12 protein-coding genes are annotated in these 16,297 nt (G+C 41.1%); 2 read left to right on the forward strand and 10 right to left on the reverse strand.

The window, feature by feature from the left end; all coding sequences use genetic code 11:
- Window positions 1–32: 32 nt before the first annotated feature.
- On the reverse strand, window positions 33–1,136 hold the full coding sequence (locus tag MHI16_RS14810) for an AI-2E family transporter (protein WP_058013785.1): 1,104 nt from the start codon (window positions 1,134–1,136) through the stop codon (window positions 33–35).
- A 185-nt stretch (window positions 1,137–1,321) separates the two neighbouring features.
- On the reverse strand, window positions 1,322–1,558 hold the full coding sequence (locus tag MHI16_RS14815; RefSeq protein ID WP_003213721.1) for a YuzF family protein: 237 nt from the start codon (window positions 1,556–1,558) through the stop codon (window positions 1,322–1,324).
- A 182-nt stretch (window positions 1,559–1,740) separates the two neighbouring features.
- On the opposite strand from MHI16_RS14815, the gene MHI16_RS14820 reads away from it, so the two are divergent.
- Window positions 1,741–3,225, forward strand: a complete 1,485-nt coding sequence (locus tag MHI16_RS14820) for an alpha/beta hydrolase (protein WP_268466595.1) — start codon at window positions 1,741–1,743, stop codon at window positions 3,223–3,225.
- Here MHI16_RS14820 and MHI16_RS14825 read toward each other — a convergent pair.
- From MHI16_RS14825 to MHI16_RS14860, 8 genes are all read right to left on the reverse strand, one after another.
- Complete coding sequence (locus tag MHI16_RS14825; RefSeq protein ID WP_003212819.1) at window positions 3,222–3,755, reverse strand: HD domain-containing protein; 534 nt, start codon at window positions 3,753–3,755, stop codon at window positions 3,222–3,224. The two genes, MHI16_RS14820 and MHI16_RS14825, sit on opposite strands and share 4 nt — an antisense overlap.
- A gap of 145 nt (window positions 3,756–3,900) precedes the next feature.
- Window positions 3,901–4,644, reverse strand: coding sequence for a (S)-benzoin forming benzil reductase (locus tag MHI16_RS14830; protein ID WP_058013783.1), 744 nt, complete (start codon window positions 4,642–4,644; stop codon window positions 3,901–3,903).
- A 99-nt stretch (window positions 4,645–4,743) separates the two neighbouring features.
- Window positions 4,744–5,238 (reverse strand): type VII secretion protein EssA, encoded by a 495-nt coding sequence (gene essA / locus MHI16_RS14835; RefSeq protein WP_058013782.1) that lies wholly within the window; start codon window positions 5,236–5,238, stop codon window positions 4,744–4,746.
- Entirely contained in the window at window positions 5,219–8,128 is a 2,910-nt protein-coding gene (esaA, locus tag MHI16_RS14840; protein ID WP_058013781.1) for a type VII secretion protein EsaA, read from the reverse strand. The genes essA and esaA overlap by 20 nt, the downstream gene beginning before the upstream one ends.
- Complete coding sequence (essC, locus tag MHI16_RS14845) at window positions 8,125–12,600, reverse strand: type VII secretion protein EssC (protein WP_058013780.1); 4,476 nt, start codon at window positions 12,598–12,600, stop codon at window positions 8,125–8,127. Before essC ends, esaA begins: the two co-directional genes overlap by 4 nt.
- Before the next feature lie 51 nt (window positions 12,601–12,651).
- On the reverse strand, window positions 12,652–13,965 hold the full coding sequence (gene essB / locus MHI16_RS14850; RefSeq protein ID WP_058013779.1) for a type VII secretion protein EssB: 1,314 nt from the start codon (window positions 13,963–13,965) through the stop codon (window positions 12,652–12,654).
- A 14-nt stretch (window positions 13,966–13,979) separates the two neighbouring features.
- Window positions 13,980–14,219, reverse strand: coding sequence for an EsaB/YukD family protein (locus MHI16_RS14855; RefSeq protein ID WP_003213579.1), 240 nt, complete (start codon window positions 14,217–14,219; stop codon window positions 13,980–13,982).
- Window positions 14,220–14,314: 95 nt separating this feature from the next.
- On the reverse strand, window positions 14,315–14,608 hold the full coding sequence (locus MHI16_RS14860; RefSeq protein WP_003213769.1) for a WXG100 family type VII secretion target: 294 nt from the start codon (window positions 14,606–14,608) through the stop codon (window positions 14,315–14,317).
- A 404-nt stretch (window positions 14,609–15,012) separates the two neighbouring features.
- On the opposite strand from MHI16_RS14860, the gene MHI16_RS14865 reads away from it, so the two are divergent.
- Entirely contained in the window at window positions 15,013–16,242 is a 1,230-nt protein-coding gene (locus MHI16_RS14865; protein WP_044140830.1) for a PucR family transcriptional regulator, read from the forward strand.
- Window positions 16,243–16,297 lie beyond the last annotated feature (55 nt).

Consider the following 16,297-nt stretch of genomic DNA (forward strand, 5'->3'; position numbering starts at 1 on the left):
TTATGCAAAAAGGGAAAAGTTGTGCATCTGCCCTAGACGTTTAAGTGCTGCTCTTTGCGAGAGCGCTGACGTAGCTGAACCAATCTGACAATATTCAGAGTGATGGCTTTGAGCAGTGCATAGACAGGAACCGCAAAGATCATGCCAAGGATGCCGCCAAAGCTTCCTGCCCCAATTAATAACAGGATAATGGTCAAAGGATGTGTGTTCAGGCGTTTCCCAATGATCAATGGAGAAATGACATTTCCGTCAATTTGCTGCACGACAAGAATCACAATCACTGTCACCACTGCTTTTCCAGGCGAATCAAGAAAAGCAATCAGCACAGCTGGTGCTGCTCCAAGATATGGTCCAAGGTATGGAATCACATTTGTGACCGCAATGATAATACCGAGAATAAGCGCATATTTTACACCTATTAATAAGTATCCAATAAAACAAGCGACTCCGACAAACAAACAGACAATAATCTGGCCCTGGATGTAAGCTGCGAGCGTGTCATTTAATTCTTTGAAGATCTTCAGCCCTTCCTTGCGGTAAGGCATTGGCAAGAACTGTACGAGCTTGTCCGGAAACTTATGCCCGTCTTTCAGCATATAAAATAAAATAAATGGAACTGTGATGACGGCTAAGGCAATATTCGCAATCACGCCAAAAACCGCAGACATGCTTGAAGCAATGTTTTCCGGTAATGCCTTTAATGTCGAAACGACCGTCTGTTCAAACTTTGAGACAGATACATAATCTTGGCTCATCATCCAAGTAAATGTTTTAGAATGCGAAAAGTCATTGATAAATTTCTGCATGTCCGTCACATAACCAGGGAAGCTTTTGACAAGTCCACCAACCTGCGAGATAATCACCGGTCCAGCAGCATTGACGATAAACGTGATGAGTCCAATGAACAGGAGATAAATGATCAGGATAGCGAGAGTTCTAGGTATTTTCTTGGACAAAAATTGAACAATTGGATTAAAGATGAAAAAGAGAATACCCGCCAGCAAAATGGGGACAAACAGTGTTGATGCAAATAAAATAATCGGCTGAAATAAAAACGAAACCTTTGTTGATACATACACAATGAGTAAAACAAGTAATATTTGGAATGTCCAAAAATGAACTTTAGATTTTAACAAAGATGCTCCTCCTGTTACGTATTGATCTTATTAAAAAACTACTATTCAACCCCCCTTCTGTCAACTGCTTCTTGTTTTTAGAACCTCATTTTTTGAAAAAAAAAGAACAATTGGTATATCATGCACTTTTTCCAGATATACATTCTATAAGCATGAAAAAAAGCAGACACCTATGCGTCTGCTTGTTACACTCTTTCACTGTGATCAGGCATCACCGACACGATTTGCTGGATCCGCACATAAAAAACTGATTTCGCCCCCGCTTCTATGACAATATGATCCGGCATGACTTCCTTCAATTTCCCACGGACCGTATCTTTCACTGTTTGCACAATTAATCTCATACCGACCACTTTCTGCAATGTTTGATAAACATATGGATCAACTAATGAAACAAGCTGTGGACTTCCTTGTTGTGCCATACTACCCGCCCCTTTACTTGTGTATTTACCCACAGCGTATGCATGAACCCATGTGAATGTCACTCATGGCAACCCCACAACATTAATACCATATTTTAACATTTGGTTCGTTTTTACATTTTTTAGAAGTATAATAGATTGGTGCTGCCAACAATTTAAATCATTTGAAGAGGTGAATTTTCTTGAAAAAACTCATTTGTATTGTTGCTGTCATGCTCTTTCTATCCTCTGCAAGCTTTGCGTATGCAGGGACAATTGGAGATCCCCCAGGGACGCCAGGAAAGTGGTTTAAAGGAGAAGAGCCCATTCAAAAAGACGGGTCAAAACCACCACTTGTTTTTGTTCATGGTATTAACAGCTCCTCCTACACTTGGTCCAACCGAAACGATATGGCAAAGCAGGCTGTTCAGAACGGATACGAAAGCGCATTCATAGATTTGCACCCAGATCAGGACATGAAAAAGAACGGCAAACTATTAGCAGAAAAGCTCAAAGAAATCTATGACGCGTTTGGTAGAAAACTAATAGTGATTGGTCATAGTAAAGGAGGGGTCGATACACAGGCCGCCCTAGTGTATTTCAAAGCGCATCCCTATGTGGAAAAGGTCATTACTCTTGGCTCTCCTCATAACGGGACACCGCTTGCGGATCTAGCATATAGCAAAGGTGGGAGCTGGCTCGCGCAAATTCTTGGACAAAAAAGCGAAGCGCTTTATTCTTTGCAAACTGGTCTGATGGCAGCTTTTCGAAGTGAAACCGACCAGCTAGAGGCGTTCCCCAATAAATATGTCACCTACTCTGGTTCGGAATGGGGAACATTTGGCGGTGCGCTGTATTTAGGCGGCATGTATTTAAAGAGCTTTGGTACAAATGATGGTGCCGTCACAGTAAACAGCACAAAACTATCCTATGCAAACAATATTTTAACAGGAAAATGGGATCACTATTCAATCAAAAACGGAACAAGTATGTTTCCTGTGTTCCAGCATCAGCTGCTGGCAAATGCCTCGAGCGCTGAAAATAAACATAAAGAGGAACAAGAGCCCGTCTCTACTGAGCTCAATACAGATGTTTATGTGACAGGTGGAGAAAGTGAAAAGGATAAAACAGAAGCGTTCTATGTAGAGGAAGGAACGAATGGCTTATCGATCCAGTGGTTAAATGAAAGGCAGGAGTCGCAGCCCGAAATCATTGCCCCAAATGGAGACGTCTTAACAAATCTTAAGACATCGGAAGCTTCTTTCCCATATGAAGGCGCATATTCACACCATGTGAAAATCAATAAACCTGTTCCTGGAAAATGGACGATTCAATCGAACTCTGGAAAAAGAGCTCCTTATCTGCTGCTTGTATCTTTTGATTCACCATTAAATGAAGAAATTAAAGAAGCTGCTTCGAAGTCAGGAGGTGCATCGACCCATTCAAGCGGTCTAATTAAACGGTTAAGCAAATCTGTGGAAACCAATTACTTTAAAGACGCACAAAAGGATCATCCAGTGAAAACAAGTAGCTCATCAGCTATTCAATTGAAAAAAGAAGGTACTTATTCCGTCACGGTACAATACACTGGACTCACTACGTCAGGGACATCTGCGTTTAACCGTACCGTTATTCGCACATTGTATGTTGATCAGCACGGAACGATTCATGGAGACATTCCATATTAAACAGAGCGTTTCATGGGCTGAAGTGCCTGCTGCACTTTCTGATCCAAATCGGCAATTTTCTTCATTGCCAGTGATTCGTCAATTTGTCTGTAATGGTGGTGCCCGCCCGGCTCTTCATCCATTTCATCTGCTTTCTTCACAATTTGTTGGAGTGTGTCCTTATGAAGGTCGCCCTCTGGCAAATATGAATCTGTATGAAGCAGAATCGCAAGTGCAATATCTTTAGCTGCTTTTGGTTCCTCCCCGAGCCGTATGAGCAGTTTATGTGCCCGCTCTGCACCTTTAATGGCATGAATATCATTTCGTCTATATGTCTCGTAATCCCATTCTCCGCCGGCTGTATACCATTCATAGTGGCCGATGTCATGCAAGAGTGCTGCTTTCACAGCGAGATCTGGGTTAATTCCAGCCTTCATTGCCAGTTTAAATGCGTGATAAGCACAAGCAATCGCATGGGCTTTTCCTGAACGATTTAAATATTTTTGAGCAACTGGATGGGTGTAAACATCCATTAATGTAACCTTTCTCATGGAAACCCCTCCTTATCTATATTTTTAGCATCCTAACATATTCTGAAAAGAAACTCAAATGTTCTGTTATATTTTCTATGAGTCTCAAGATTAGCTTATGTCAAATCAGCCGGTTTTGCTTGTACAAGACGGAAAAAAGCAGTCGTTATGACTGCTTTTTTCCATACTCTCGTGCATCATATACGCAGCCTCCAGCTGGATCATCCGCTATAAGATCGAGCAAAATACATGCGACTTCATCTGGACTCTTCAGGGTGCCTGTTTCATATAATTGCTGAAAACGATCAATTTGTTCGAAGTCCTGTTTTGAAGATTTTCGAATCTCTCCCTGCATATCTGTATCAATCGTGCCTGGGGAAAATGAAAACGTGTTGATTGGATACGCCTCGTCCTGCTGTTCCTCATGCAAAGTCCTCATAAACATATCAAGTCCTGCCTTTGAGCTGCAATACGCACTCCAGCCTTTATAAGGATTTTTCGCCGCTCCAGAAGAAAGATGAACGATCGTTTTCTTTCCATTAAATGATTGAGTCTGTTTAACAAACACATGGCTCAGCAAAACAGGAATCACAAGATTCAGCGTATAATGCTGATGAAGCGTATCCTGTCCGCCTTGCCCCACACGCTTGATTGGTGTCACCATGCCAGCATTATTGACGAATAAGATGTCATCAGCTGCTGTCAGTGTTTGCGGCGTGAGACAATCTTGAAGCCATTGGGCTGCTGCTTTCTCATCTGTCAGGTCGATCTGTGTATGTGTGAGCTTCGAATGAGAAATTGGTGATGCGCTTCTTGCTGCTGTGTACACATGATCTCCGCGTGAGAGCAGCCGGTTCACAAGTGCTAGGCCAAATCCTTTTGATCCGCCTGTAACGATTGAAATTCGAATGACAATCTCCTCCCTTGATAACCTTATTTTACGTAGTGAAACGGTATGACTTCAAGCAATCTGCATAAAGAAAAAACTGCCTCTTTTTAAAGAGACAGGCTATTTCTTTTCAGCCTTCACATTCACCTTCGGAATCAGAATGAACATCACAACGATGCCAAAGACGATCAAGAAACCAAAGATGATCGGAAGCAGTGCGGATGACTGCTTCTTGTGATCATCGCCAGAAGGTGCCGATACAGCGGCATCTCGAAAAGAGATATTCATCTCTTCCATCATGTGAACTGATGTTTTGGGCGGGTTCTCTTTTAGATCACTGAAAAGCTGCGGAGAAAGAGACCCTCCCGGAGTTTTAGTCGGTTCAGCAAAATGAATGTCTGTTTTAACTGTTGATGTCTTTTTGCTTTGTTCGTATTTCGTTTGATCCCTCAATATACTTGAGTTAATATTGAGTTCTTTTTCTTGATATTCATTCGGCTTGACATTTGTATCCGTATCTTCACCAGCAGCGAAAGCAGCAGGAATGAGAAGAAAAAGGGACATGACACCAAGAGCCATCCCTTTCACGAACAGATTAAGCCTCATGAGTGACATCACGTTCCTCTGTTTTATCTTTCCATAGCTTTGTCACAAGAGGGATGACCATGAAGAGGACAGTTAAAATCACTAATCCTATCACACCCATTCCAAAGTGATCTCCATTTCCATATTGGATGGACAAGTACACGTCTGTCACTGGATTTGTGAAATGGAAATTCGGCATCACCAAATCAATTAATGGTGCGACAAAGAAGAAAATAAGCGCTGTTGCTGCCATCCAGCCGGCAATGGAGCCGAAAAGGAACGCCGTGCGAATAAAGGCGGAACAAGCCACTAATAGTAAAATCGTGAAAATGGACCACTGAATCGCTTGATCATCTGCAAGCTTGTAAATGTTCAGTCCGAACAAGCTGATCATAAGTCCGACTAATAGATTTAAGATGCCAAATAGTGCACCTTTCACCAGCATCGGAGCTGCCGCATAATACGAGCTGAAAAAGCCAATTAACAAACTACTGATCATCACAATGACCAAAATGACCACTGGCGGTACAGTCTGCGTTTTTTCTTCTGGTACATCACCACTGATTTTCAGCGGATTGGCTAAGTGATTATACACATAGTTGCTATTGCCTTGATCACTTAATGTGTTTCCTAAAATACCTTTTAAATCTTGCTGAACAAGCTTCGTGGAATGAACATTCTTGCTCCAGTTTTCATTCAGCGTATCCGCTTTTTCTTGGACCGTCGTCACACTCTCTTCAATGTTATTCGTATAATCCGCCACCCCTTTTTGGCGGTCGGTTAACGAACTCATATTTTCAGAAAGTCGAAGCACTTCCTGACCAATTGAATCCTGCGCACTGACAACAATTGAACTGCCTGCAAGGTCTGCCGTATACACTGCATCTCCTTGATCAGCCATTTGCTCCGCAACATTGTCCGCACTTTCAGAAATTGTGTTTAATTCCTGTTCCATGCTTGCCTGCTGAGTCGAAATGTATTCTGCATAGCCATCTGAAAACTTCTGCATCTCATCAATAAAAGTCGACACATCCTCGTTTGACGTCAGCATCTGGTTTTTGAGCTTATCCCAGTTTTCTGTTTCTTCTTTTTTGATGGAGAGGATGGACTGGATTTCATCTGGTTTGGTGTCGACCAAAGAAGAAGGATCCTTCTCTTGATAGAAGCTGTTAAGTAATGCTTCATAATGTACTAATTCATTTGAATACTTTAATAATTCTGATGCATTTTCTGATTTTGTATTAAAATCTCTAAGTTTATCCATTTTCGATGTATATCGATTTAATGGAGATTGAGTTGTTTCTATTCGTTCTAATTTTCTTGTAATAGCAGATTCTTGTTTGATGATGGATTTCTTTATATCACTTATGTTTTTATTGTTGCTAGTTTCTATTCTTATTATTTTTTCTTCTAGTTTATCTATTTTTTCTGTTAAAGATTTTAATACTTTACTCAAAAGATCGACTTTTCCTTGTAATTGATCATTATGAGCTGTGGTTTTCTCCTCGATATTCTTTTTCACTTCTTCTAATTTTAGGGATAGTGCTTTTAGTTGCTCTTTTGATTGAATTGACGTTGATTTGGTTTCCCCAGTTTGTTCTGGATTTTCTTCACCATTTTCTGGAGTAGGTGGCGTTTCTTCATTTCCAGACAACTCATCTGCCACTTGATTTATTTCTGTTGAGATTTCAGTTAATTTCTTCGTCTCTTCTTCAAGATTTATTTTCAAATCGTCTGTCGAGTCTTTTTGGTCTTCACCTTGATTATTCGAATCCTCATTCGGATCCTCTTTCGGTTTCTCTGCTTCAATCAATGCCTTTCTCGAAACTTTCAATTGCTCTTGCAATGGAGTAATTTTATCCCCTATGTATGCAAGATATTGAGCTTCATAATTACTAATCAATTCTTCCTGAGACGTCTTCACAAGTTCCTTTAATCCCTTTGATTGATCAGGAATAGCGTCTTCTCTCGACTTTTGAACAGATTGGATGGCACTGTCAGTTGTTTTCAGCTGACTTTGCACCCCGTTGATATCTGTTTTGAGTCCACCCATTTGATCACTAAAGCTGCGGGCATTTTGGTTTTGGATATCAGCGAGCTGTTTGAGCCCCTGCTGGATTTGTTTTTGGTTTGTCGATTGCGCTTTGATCAAGAGGTCCTTTTGTTTGTCTTGATACTGCTGGTATTGATCGACTACTTTTACAAAGTCCTTTAACTGGTTCTTTGCTTCTTCTGTTGTAGTCAGACCGTCTTTATACTGTTTCTGCGAGTCAGTCATCGCATTTTTTAATTCTTCTATTTGTTTCTTCTGCTGCTGAACGGCGTCTGATAGTTTGTTTGAATTCGGCTTATAGAAGTTATACATTGTGTTTTGGAATTCGACTTCTTTCCCGACAATATGTTCAAACTCTTCTCTGACATTGCCGATTTCCTGTGATACAAAACTCCAGTATAACGTCGACATCTGTTCATTCATTTTCTTTTGCGCATTTTCCAGCTCTCTTTGCACTTTCTCTTTATTGACTGAATTGAGCTGATCTTGAATGGAAAATTGAATGGATGCCTTTTCAGGATGGTCTTTATCATAGCTCAGCACATTTTTAGAGAAATCAGACGGAATATAGAGGACAGCGTCATACTTTCTGCTTTTCAGTCCATTTTCTGCCGCACTCCGATTCACTACGGTCCATGTATAATCTGGACGCTCTGATAATGCGGCGACAACATCCTGCCCGAAGCGAGCGGTGTTTTCACTTTCGCTCGCTCCCATATCCTCATTGACCACAGCAATATTACGTGTGGCATTCTTTTTCTGTTTTGCCGGGTCATCTCCAATGAGGTGGAAAAATAAAACCGGCAGAACCAGAATCAATATCATCGTCGATACGATTTTGATGGAGCTTTTTTGCTGCTCTGTCATTGAACACTCTTCCTTTCTACCGCACATAAAGGAACCTGGATTTTCTTCTCTTTCCCGTTTTCAACCAAATACCCGAAGCCTGGCTGAATATCTGGTTCTTGTCTTGCATACGGAAGCGGTATGATGTTTTGCTCTGATTTTTTCATGAGTAACATAGCATGACGAACTTGTTTGATTTCATTTGTGAGTGCATCATAGCCTTTACTGAATTCGGTATGATTTCCTGACGCGATCAGGCTAAAGCCTAGGTGTGCATATGACTTCATGAAATCAGCCAACTGATCTTGAAGACGCGGGTCGATTGTCTGCTGAAAACGCGTAATGCCATCAATCACAAGCACAATTTGAGAGAACAACAACTGATCAGTCTCTCCCCGGCGCACAGCTTCGACGTACATCTCTTCACGCACCTTGAATAAACGATCTATTTCCTCGGCCCATTCGGTGATATCATCCTTTGTTTCAAGGTAATCAATGTTCTCTTCTTTTGCATAATGAGAGAGCCCCCGATCAATCGAATCAAAGACGGCCAGCTTCTCAGGTTTTGCTGCTAATAGCTGATCAAGCATCAGTTTTGTCACATTTGTTTTCCCTCGCTGCGTTTGACCGATGATGAGGCAGTGTTTATTCTTCTTCAAGTCAAAGTAAACAGGAGCAACAGATTCCTCATCTAGTCCGACTGGAATGTCATACGGCTGTTTTTGTTCTTCTAAGCGACTCTCTAGCTCCCAAATGGTTAGTTTATCAGGAAGCATTGGTACAGGTTTTGGTTTTTCAGCTGATTCAAAGCGATCATGAAGAAGCTGGATCTCTTGTTTCAAATGCTCAAACAGCTCAAGATCGTTCTCTCCTTCAACTGGCAGGAACATTTGTGCAAAGTAAAGCTCTTCTTTGTTGATAATGACTCGTCCTGGAATCGGCTCTAAGCTAAATTTCGGTCTGCCAATAATCGAGTACGCCTCTCCTTGATCCATTAAGTAATGGACGACCTTTGTTTTCAAGTTGTTCATAAGAGATTGACGGACTGCGTTTACCCGAGTCGCTGTAATCAAGAAGTAAATTCCTAATGATTGCCCATCACGGCTCAGCTGGATAAATTCAGATTCAAGTTCATGCATTTCGTCTTTGACAATGTCAAAGTTGTCGATCACGATGAAAATGAATGGAAGCTTTTTCTCATTTAAGGCGTTGTACATTTTGATATGACTCATTTCTTGCTGTCTGAATAATCGCTTGCGGTATTCAACCTCTTCCCGCAGACGCGTCATCGACTTTTGAATCTTTCTCATTTGATCCATTAAGAAATAATCCGCTGTGTGCGGCAGTTTGGCTAACGGAAGCAATGTTCCGTTTCCAAAGTCATAAATATACGCATGCCATTCTTCCGGTGAATATCTCTCCGCAAAGCTCATGAGCAGTGTTGTTGCAGCAAGCGATTTTCCGTAGCCGGAGGAACCAAAGATCCCAATGTTTCCATCCTCCATCATTTGATAAGAAAGTGGATGCTGGCTTTGTTGATCTGGCTCATCGACAAGCGCAAAATGGAAGACATGCTCTTCACTTGACGCGTAACGTGATTTTGGAATCCGTTCTTCGAGCGGTGGAAGCCATGGACTTGGGAGCTTCTCAATCCCAAGCTCCTGCTGCATACGTTCTATTTCATCCACAACAGCAGAAATCTCCGACACTGTCTCTTTTTTCACAGCCGGCTCTGTGCTCACCCCTGATAACGGAATAAGTCCAGTATCAGTCACAATGGCAATATCATCTTCTGATCCGTAGCCATCTTCCATATACGGCGCACCGCTCCAAGCTGATTGGAACAATTCATAGATTTCATTGTTCCCCACTTGTAGGTAGCCGCGGCCTGTAACGGTAATGGACGCCGCATCACTATTTTTCAATATTTCCTTACTGTCTGACGCATCTTGTACTTTTAGTGCGACCTTAAAGCGGGAGTTACTCCAAATCTGATCATCGATGACTCCGCCTGGCTTTTGGGTAGCCAAAATGAGATGAACCCCGAGGCTTCGGCCGATACGCGCAGCACTGACAAGCTCTCTAATAAAGTCCGGCTCTTCACTTTTTAATTCTGCAAACTCATCAGAGATTAAGAATAAATGAGGCATTGCCTGTTCAGCCTTTTTCTCCTTATAGAGCTTCGTATAATCATTGATGTGATTCACATGATATTGATCAAACAAGCGTTGTCTTTTCTTCAATTCACTTTTAATTGAGGCAAGCGCTCTTTCACTAAAATTCTTACTGCCTTCAATATTGGTGATCGTGCCAAGTAAATGAGGAATATTCCGGAACGGCTGCGCCATTCCGCCTCCTTTATAGTCAATCAATAGGAAAGCGACTTCATGCGGATGAAAGTGTACAGCGAGCGATAAAATGTACGTCTGTAAAAATTCACTTTTCCCTGACCCTGTTGTTCCCGCCAACAGGCCGTGTGGACCGTGTGCTTTTTCGTGCAAGTTCAGATCCACAATGTCATTTTTCCCTTTATAACCGATTGGCACAGAGAGTGATTTAGCCGTTTCTGATGTGAGCCATTTTTCACGAATACCAATCTCGTCTACCTGTTTGGCATGAAAAAGATCAAGGAAGGAAACCGTTTCAGGAATCGAATTGGTCATGCCAACTTGATGATCTAATGTTCTCAGCGTTCTGGCAAACAGCTCATTGTCCACGCGCTCATGTGTATCAAGCTGAAATGGAATTCGGACGGCTTTCTTGTGCTGAATGAGAATATCTCCTTCTTCTTCGTTAATATAACGGACAAGCGTCGAGATATTTTCAGCTAAGCTTTCCTTTGTTTCAGCAGCAAAAATAATGGAGATGCCAAGGTCCGTTCGGCTGCCTTCTAAATATTCTAAAATCACATGTTCAGCAATGAGCTCATGATTTGTCACGATAAACACAAAGTGAGGCGTAAAGATCTTCTTCTCTTTTTCTTCTTCTAGATCACGCTCACGTAAAATCTCATAAATCGAGGACAACAGCTGGTCGCGTGTTTGTTCGTTATAAATAAACCCTTTGCCGTATGTATGAGGCAGCTGGAAATGCGGAAGCCATTTCATCCATTCCCAATTCTCATACTCCTGCTCATGAAAAATAAACACAAATCTTAAATCATGATAGCTGTGCGAGAAGGCAAGCTGTCCGACAAGCTGATGAAGCTCCTTTTTCACAATGGCTGGCTTTCCAATCAATCCAGTTGGGCCATCGGCAAGACCGAATGTGATGGGTACATCCTTCACTTCACGATAAACCTGTTGCATATGCTGCGTTTGTTCCATTAAATCATCAATGTCACGATTGGCCATATCGCCGCCGCTCATCGATAGTTCATAGCTTGATGGGACTGCGCCCGTCCCAAGACGCAGCTGCAAGAAATCATCACTCACAAGTGTTTTTTCCCAAATTCGGCCGCTAATTTCTGATGTTAAATACTTCATTTGTTCAAATGACGGATAATGATACGTCAAAATATATTGCTGGCGGTCGTAGAGCTCTTGCAGCTCTTTTCGTTTATTTTCTAAGTAAAGAGAATAGACTCGCTGCCGTTTCTCTTCCCGTCTTTTGCGTTGTGATTTCTCTTTAAAGTATTGAACAGACGATGTGATTAACGTCATGATAAACATCGCCATCGACACGACAATAAAGATCCCGCGGGGCTGGATCAGAGCGACAATTCCCATTACGAGAAGCATCACAAGCGGCGGGAGGACAACAAGCCAAAGCCCTCTGCTGTTATTTTCACTTTCCTGCGAAGGAAAACTAAAGGAAACACGGTCATCTGGCAGATCATAAATTAAACGCGGTGTTCGTCTATATAAAGGATATTTTTGTTTTGTTTCTGTGCTAGGTGCTCTTGTTTTTTCCAAACGTGTTTGAAATGGTTCATATGCAGTCACCTGCAATAAATCATCATCTTTCAATGTCACCGTTAGAAAATTCCAGAACAGCTCATCTCCAGCATCAATTGTCTCTGGACCGTGAATTTTTTTCCCGTTCACATAAATCGTTTCGTCCTGAGGCATGACATACCAAGTTCCTTCGATTTTCTCCAAAGTAAACTGGCTCGCATCTTGAAACATGGAATGCGCTTGTTCTTTCCACACATCGATATCATCTTTGTTCTCACGTGAAAAAGACAGCTCGACTCTATTTCCTAGGTAATAAATGTGTTGATCATGATGTGCTTCCATTAAAATAAGTGTCAGTGTACCAAGCTTATACGGTTCATGTAGAAGTAATGTGCCTTTCTTCTCTTCACCCTGATAAATGGAAAAGCCATCATTCGGTTCATCGGGAGATAAACGGATGACCCCTTCATCAAACGAAAGTGAAGGGATTGTCACCGTATGCTCTATTTCAGGTCCAATCACAGCTTCTCGATTGAACTGCTCGTCTAAACGGACGGTTTGATAATCCTCCTCATAAAATACCCAAAGAAGACTCAAACGCTCCACCTCCTCATGGGACAGCACCAACTGTCAGTTGTATCGAAAGAATTATTTTTTCTCATCTTTTTTCGTCTGAGAGGTTTTCTTTTTCGCTTCAGATTCTTTCTCTTTTTTCTCTTGATCGGCTTTTGACTGCTCTTTTTGTTCAGCTGTTTCATCTGTTTGGCTTGCGCCCGAGGAGTCATTGGTGCTTGTCTCCGTTGTTTCTTTTTCTTCATATTTCGCCATTTCCTTAATAATTGGATCTAGCTGTTTTTGTTTTTCTTCTGCAGAAAGACTGTCATCGTTTTGAATGTCATTGCGGTAGGCGACGAGTGCTGTAAATATGTACCGGTCGTCTCCAAGTACACGTGCAATATCAAGTGCTTCCTTGCTATTGCCTTGTCCAATATGAATCCAGAAAAGGAAATATTGCGGATCAGTCTGTAATGTGTATGTATCTGTGATTTCTTTTTTATGCTGATCGAGTAACAGATTGCCTTGATTTGTTTGTACATACGAAATGGCCAGTTCATATTGAAGAGAGACCGGCATTTGATTGGCTGAATATTTTTCTAACGTATCCACCACTTGGCTGTACTGTTTGTTGAGATAATATTTGTTTGCCTCGACATACGCTTCTTGTTTCGGCATCGCAAAAAAGAAGGTGTAAATGGTGTACACCAAAGCAGGGATTAATAGGACAAGCAGACCTAGTCCGACATATCGTTCGACCTTCCATTTCTTTTTCGGAATGGTCAATAGCGTTTTCTCTTTCGTTTCAATCGCTTCGATCTTTTGCTGAATCAGGGCAGACAATTCTTCCAAAGACTGCGTTTCGCTGATTTCTTTTGCCAGTTCAGATAGTTTCAGCGTTTCGCTGTAAGCCACATATTCTTGAAACTGATATTCATGGTCCACCACTCGAAGAATGACGGCTTTGACTTCTTTTAATAAACGATGTTCCTCTGTTTCATATGGCGGGATGCTTTCTTTGACGCCGTAATGCAAAAATGCAGGAGCTAAGCCTTGATGAAAAACAATGTTTTCAGGAGAAACAATAGGATGCAGCCGCTTCACGTCGTGTTTGCAAACTGCATCGACAAGCTGGTATGAAAAAATCCATTTGCTTTTTTCATCCTTCGCATGGATGAAACGAAATTCCTGATAGGCAGGAGGCGGTTGAATAGAAATGATGACTTCATCTTCAGTAAGTTGAATCTCTTTTTTGAATGAAGGGTTGATGTCTTTGATCGGTGCCGCTTCTAAACCGTCTAAGAGTTTAATGGTCTCTCTTTGAAAAATGAAACTGTAGGTGCCGCCCTCTTTTTTCATCACTACTTCTAATTGTTCTTCTAAATAGGAACTCTTTTTATCTGCCATTTACAAAAGTCCTTTCATAGTATTTCCAGCCTGTCTCCTGTGGTGATTCCACAGTCTGACAGCTTATATTCGCCTGAAAACACAGCTTTCTTATTGACAACTCGCACCCAGCCGCCTTCTCGCTTAGGAAGTGAGATTTGTTTTGCCTGCCAGGCGATATGGATGACTTGTTTAATATGTAAATAATTTGATAGTCTCAAATCAAACACACTGCCATCATAATTTTTTAAGTCGATGGTAATATCGATATACACAAATTTCCACCTCACAAAATAGAAAGAGCGCCGGCATCCATTGACAGACTCGGCGCTTTTTCTGCTTTTCACACTTAGAAAGGAAATCCCTTTGATTAGCCGCGGATTTGGCTGGCGATGTCTTGGTCAGTGCTTTCAAGTGTATTTGCCGTTTGATCAAGCTGATTGCTGACATCTGTTAATAGATCAGACATTTTGATGAATGAAGGCTTTAACTGCTCGTATTGATCAGCAAATGCTTCACTAGAAGCACCTTCCCACATTCCTTTTAAATCTGAGATCATTCTATTTAGACGATCAACTTGGTTTAACACTTCTTGACTTTCAACACCATATTGCTTAGCGGTCGCTCTTAGTTCTTCTGGGGTTACGCGAATAATTCCTGACATATTCCTCATTACCTCCCGTGCATAGCCGCCATATAATGGGCTAATCCACTTATTTTTTGACGTTATTATTATAAAAACAGAAATGATACACAGTCAAACAAATCTGTTTTTATTTTACAAAATGAGTCTATAGAATTACTGTATTTTCGCTTTTTATCTAGTATTTAACATTTTTTTGGTCATATATTCTCAATAAGTGTAGACACACTTCACTGAATCTTTCCGCCTATTGATTTATTACTACGTTATTATTGTACTATTTCTTTTTCGCCTTCTTTCAGCATGATACGCTCGCTTCTCACAGCGATCTCTTTTTTAAATTTATGGCATTTTGTTATTGATTTACGTACCGTTTTCTCTTCATAATGTAAGTACGTGAAATATTCGAAAAAGCAGGGGTTTTTATGACAAAAAAGACAGATCCATTTAAGTATAGTCTTGATCGTTTAGAGGATGTGGCAGACCAAATTAGTGATGTGCTCAATTGCCCTATTACTATAGAAGATACGCATCATCGATTGCTGGCTTATAGCACACATAATGATTTTACTGATCCCGCCAGAACTTCAACCATTATCTCCCGCCGTGTACCGGAAAAAGTCATTAATCGGCTTTGGAAAGACGGCATCATTCCTACACTCCTTAAAACAGACGAACCGCTTCGTGTCCCTCAAATTGCAGAGGTGGGTTTATCTAGCAGGGTGGCCATTTCAATCTGGAAGGACAAAGAAGTACTCGGATTTATCTGGGCGATTGAATCCACACAGCCTTTTTCAGAAGAAGACATGGACCTTCTGAAGATGGCAGCACATGCTGTTAAAAACAAATTACTTAACTTACAAATTCGCAAAACGAAAACAGAAGTACGCAATCAGGAGCTTTTTTGGAAGATGCTCACAGGTCATATTCATGAAAAGGATGAGATGCTCGACCTATTTTTAAGACTCGGCATCAGATGTCCAGACACGTATGCCATCATCATCTTCCGACTTCGTGATGAACTCACAGAGGACACAGAAAAAAAGCTATCTTATCTGCTTGAAACAACGCAGCAAGTCCAAGTGTTGTTAACGACTGTTGATTTTCACGAATTCATTATTCTTGTCTCACCAAAAACAGAGCACCCGCTGCAGGATATTAAACAATTCACAAGCGGCATGCTGCAGCAGCTGTCTGACCGTTATCATATCCATCACGTTCAAGCGGCGATTGGTGGAATTTACGATAACATCTCTCATATTCAGCCATCCTATAAAGAAGCACTCGCTGTATTAAAAACAAAAGAACGCTTCCCTGTTGAAACCGAACGTTTACACAGTTTTTCTGAACTCGGTATTTATCAATATTTAGATGTTCTCGCTGAAAAACGAAGGGGCTCATCTTACTCCAGTTACTCTTTATCAAAGCTGGAAGATTACGACCTGAGGCATCATTCCAACCTAGTTGAAACCCTTGAACGGTTTATTGACTGTGACAGCAATGCCAATATTGCGGCAAAGCAATTAAACATCCACATCAATACATTGAATTACAGATTAAAACGCATTACTGACATTGCAGAAATCGATTTAAAAAACATGAATGAGAAAATGACCATATACCTTGATATGAAGCTAAAAAACGTCCATTTGTGAAATTTCACAAAGAGGCGTTTTTTTATTTTTCATTTCAACCGAAGCATTTTTTAAA

It is taken from the genome of Bacillus sp. FSL K6-0923, assembly GCF_038630825.1.
Classification (GTDB): Bacteria; Bacillota; Bacilli; order Bacillales; family Bacillaceae; genus Bacillus; species Bacillus pumilus.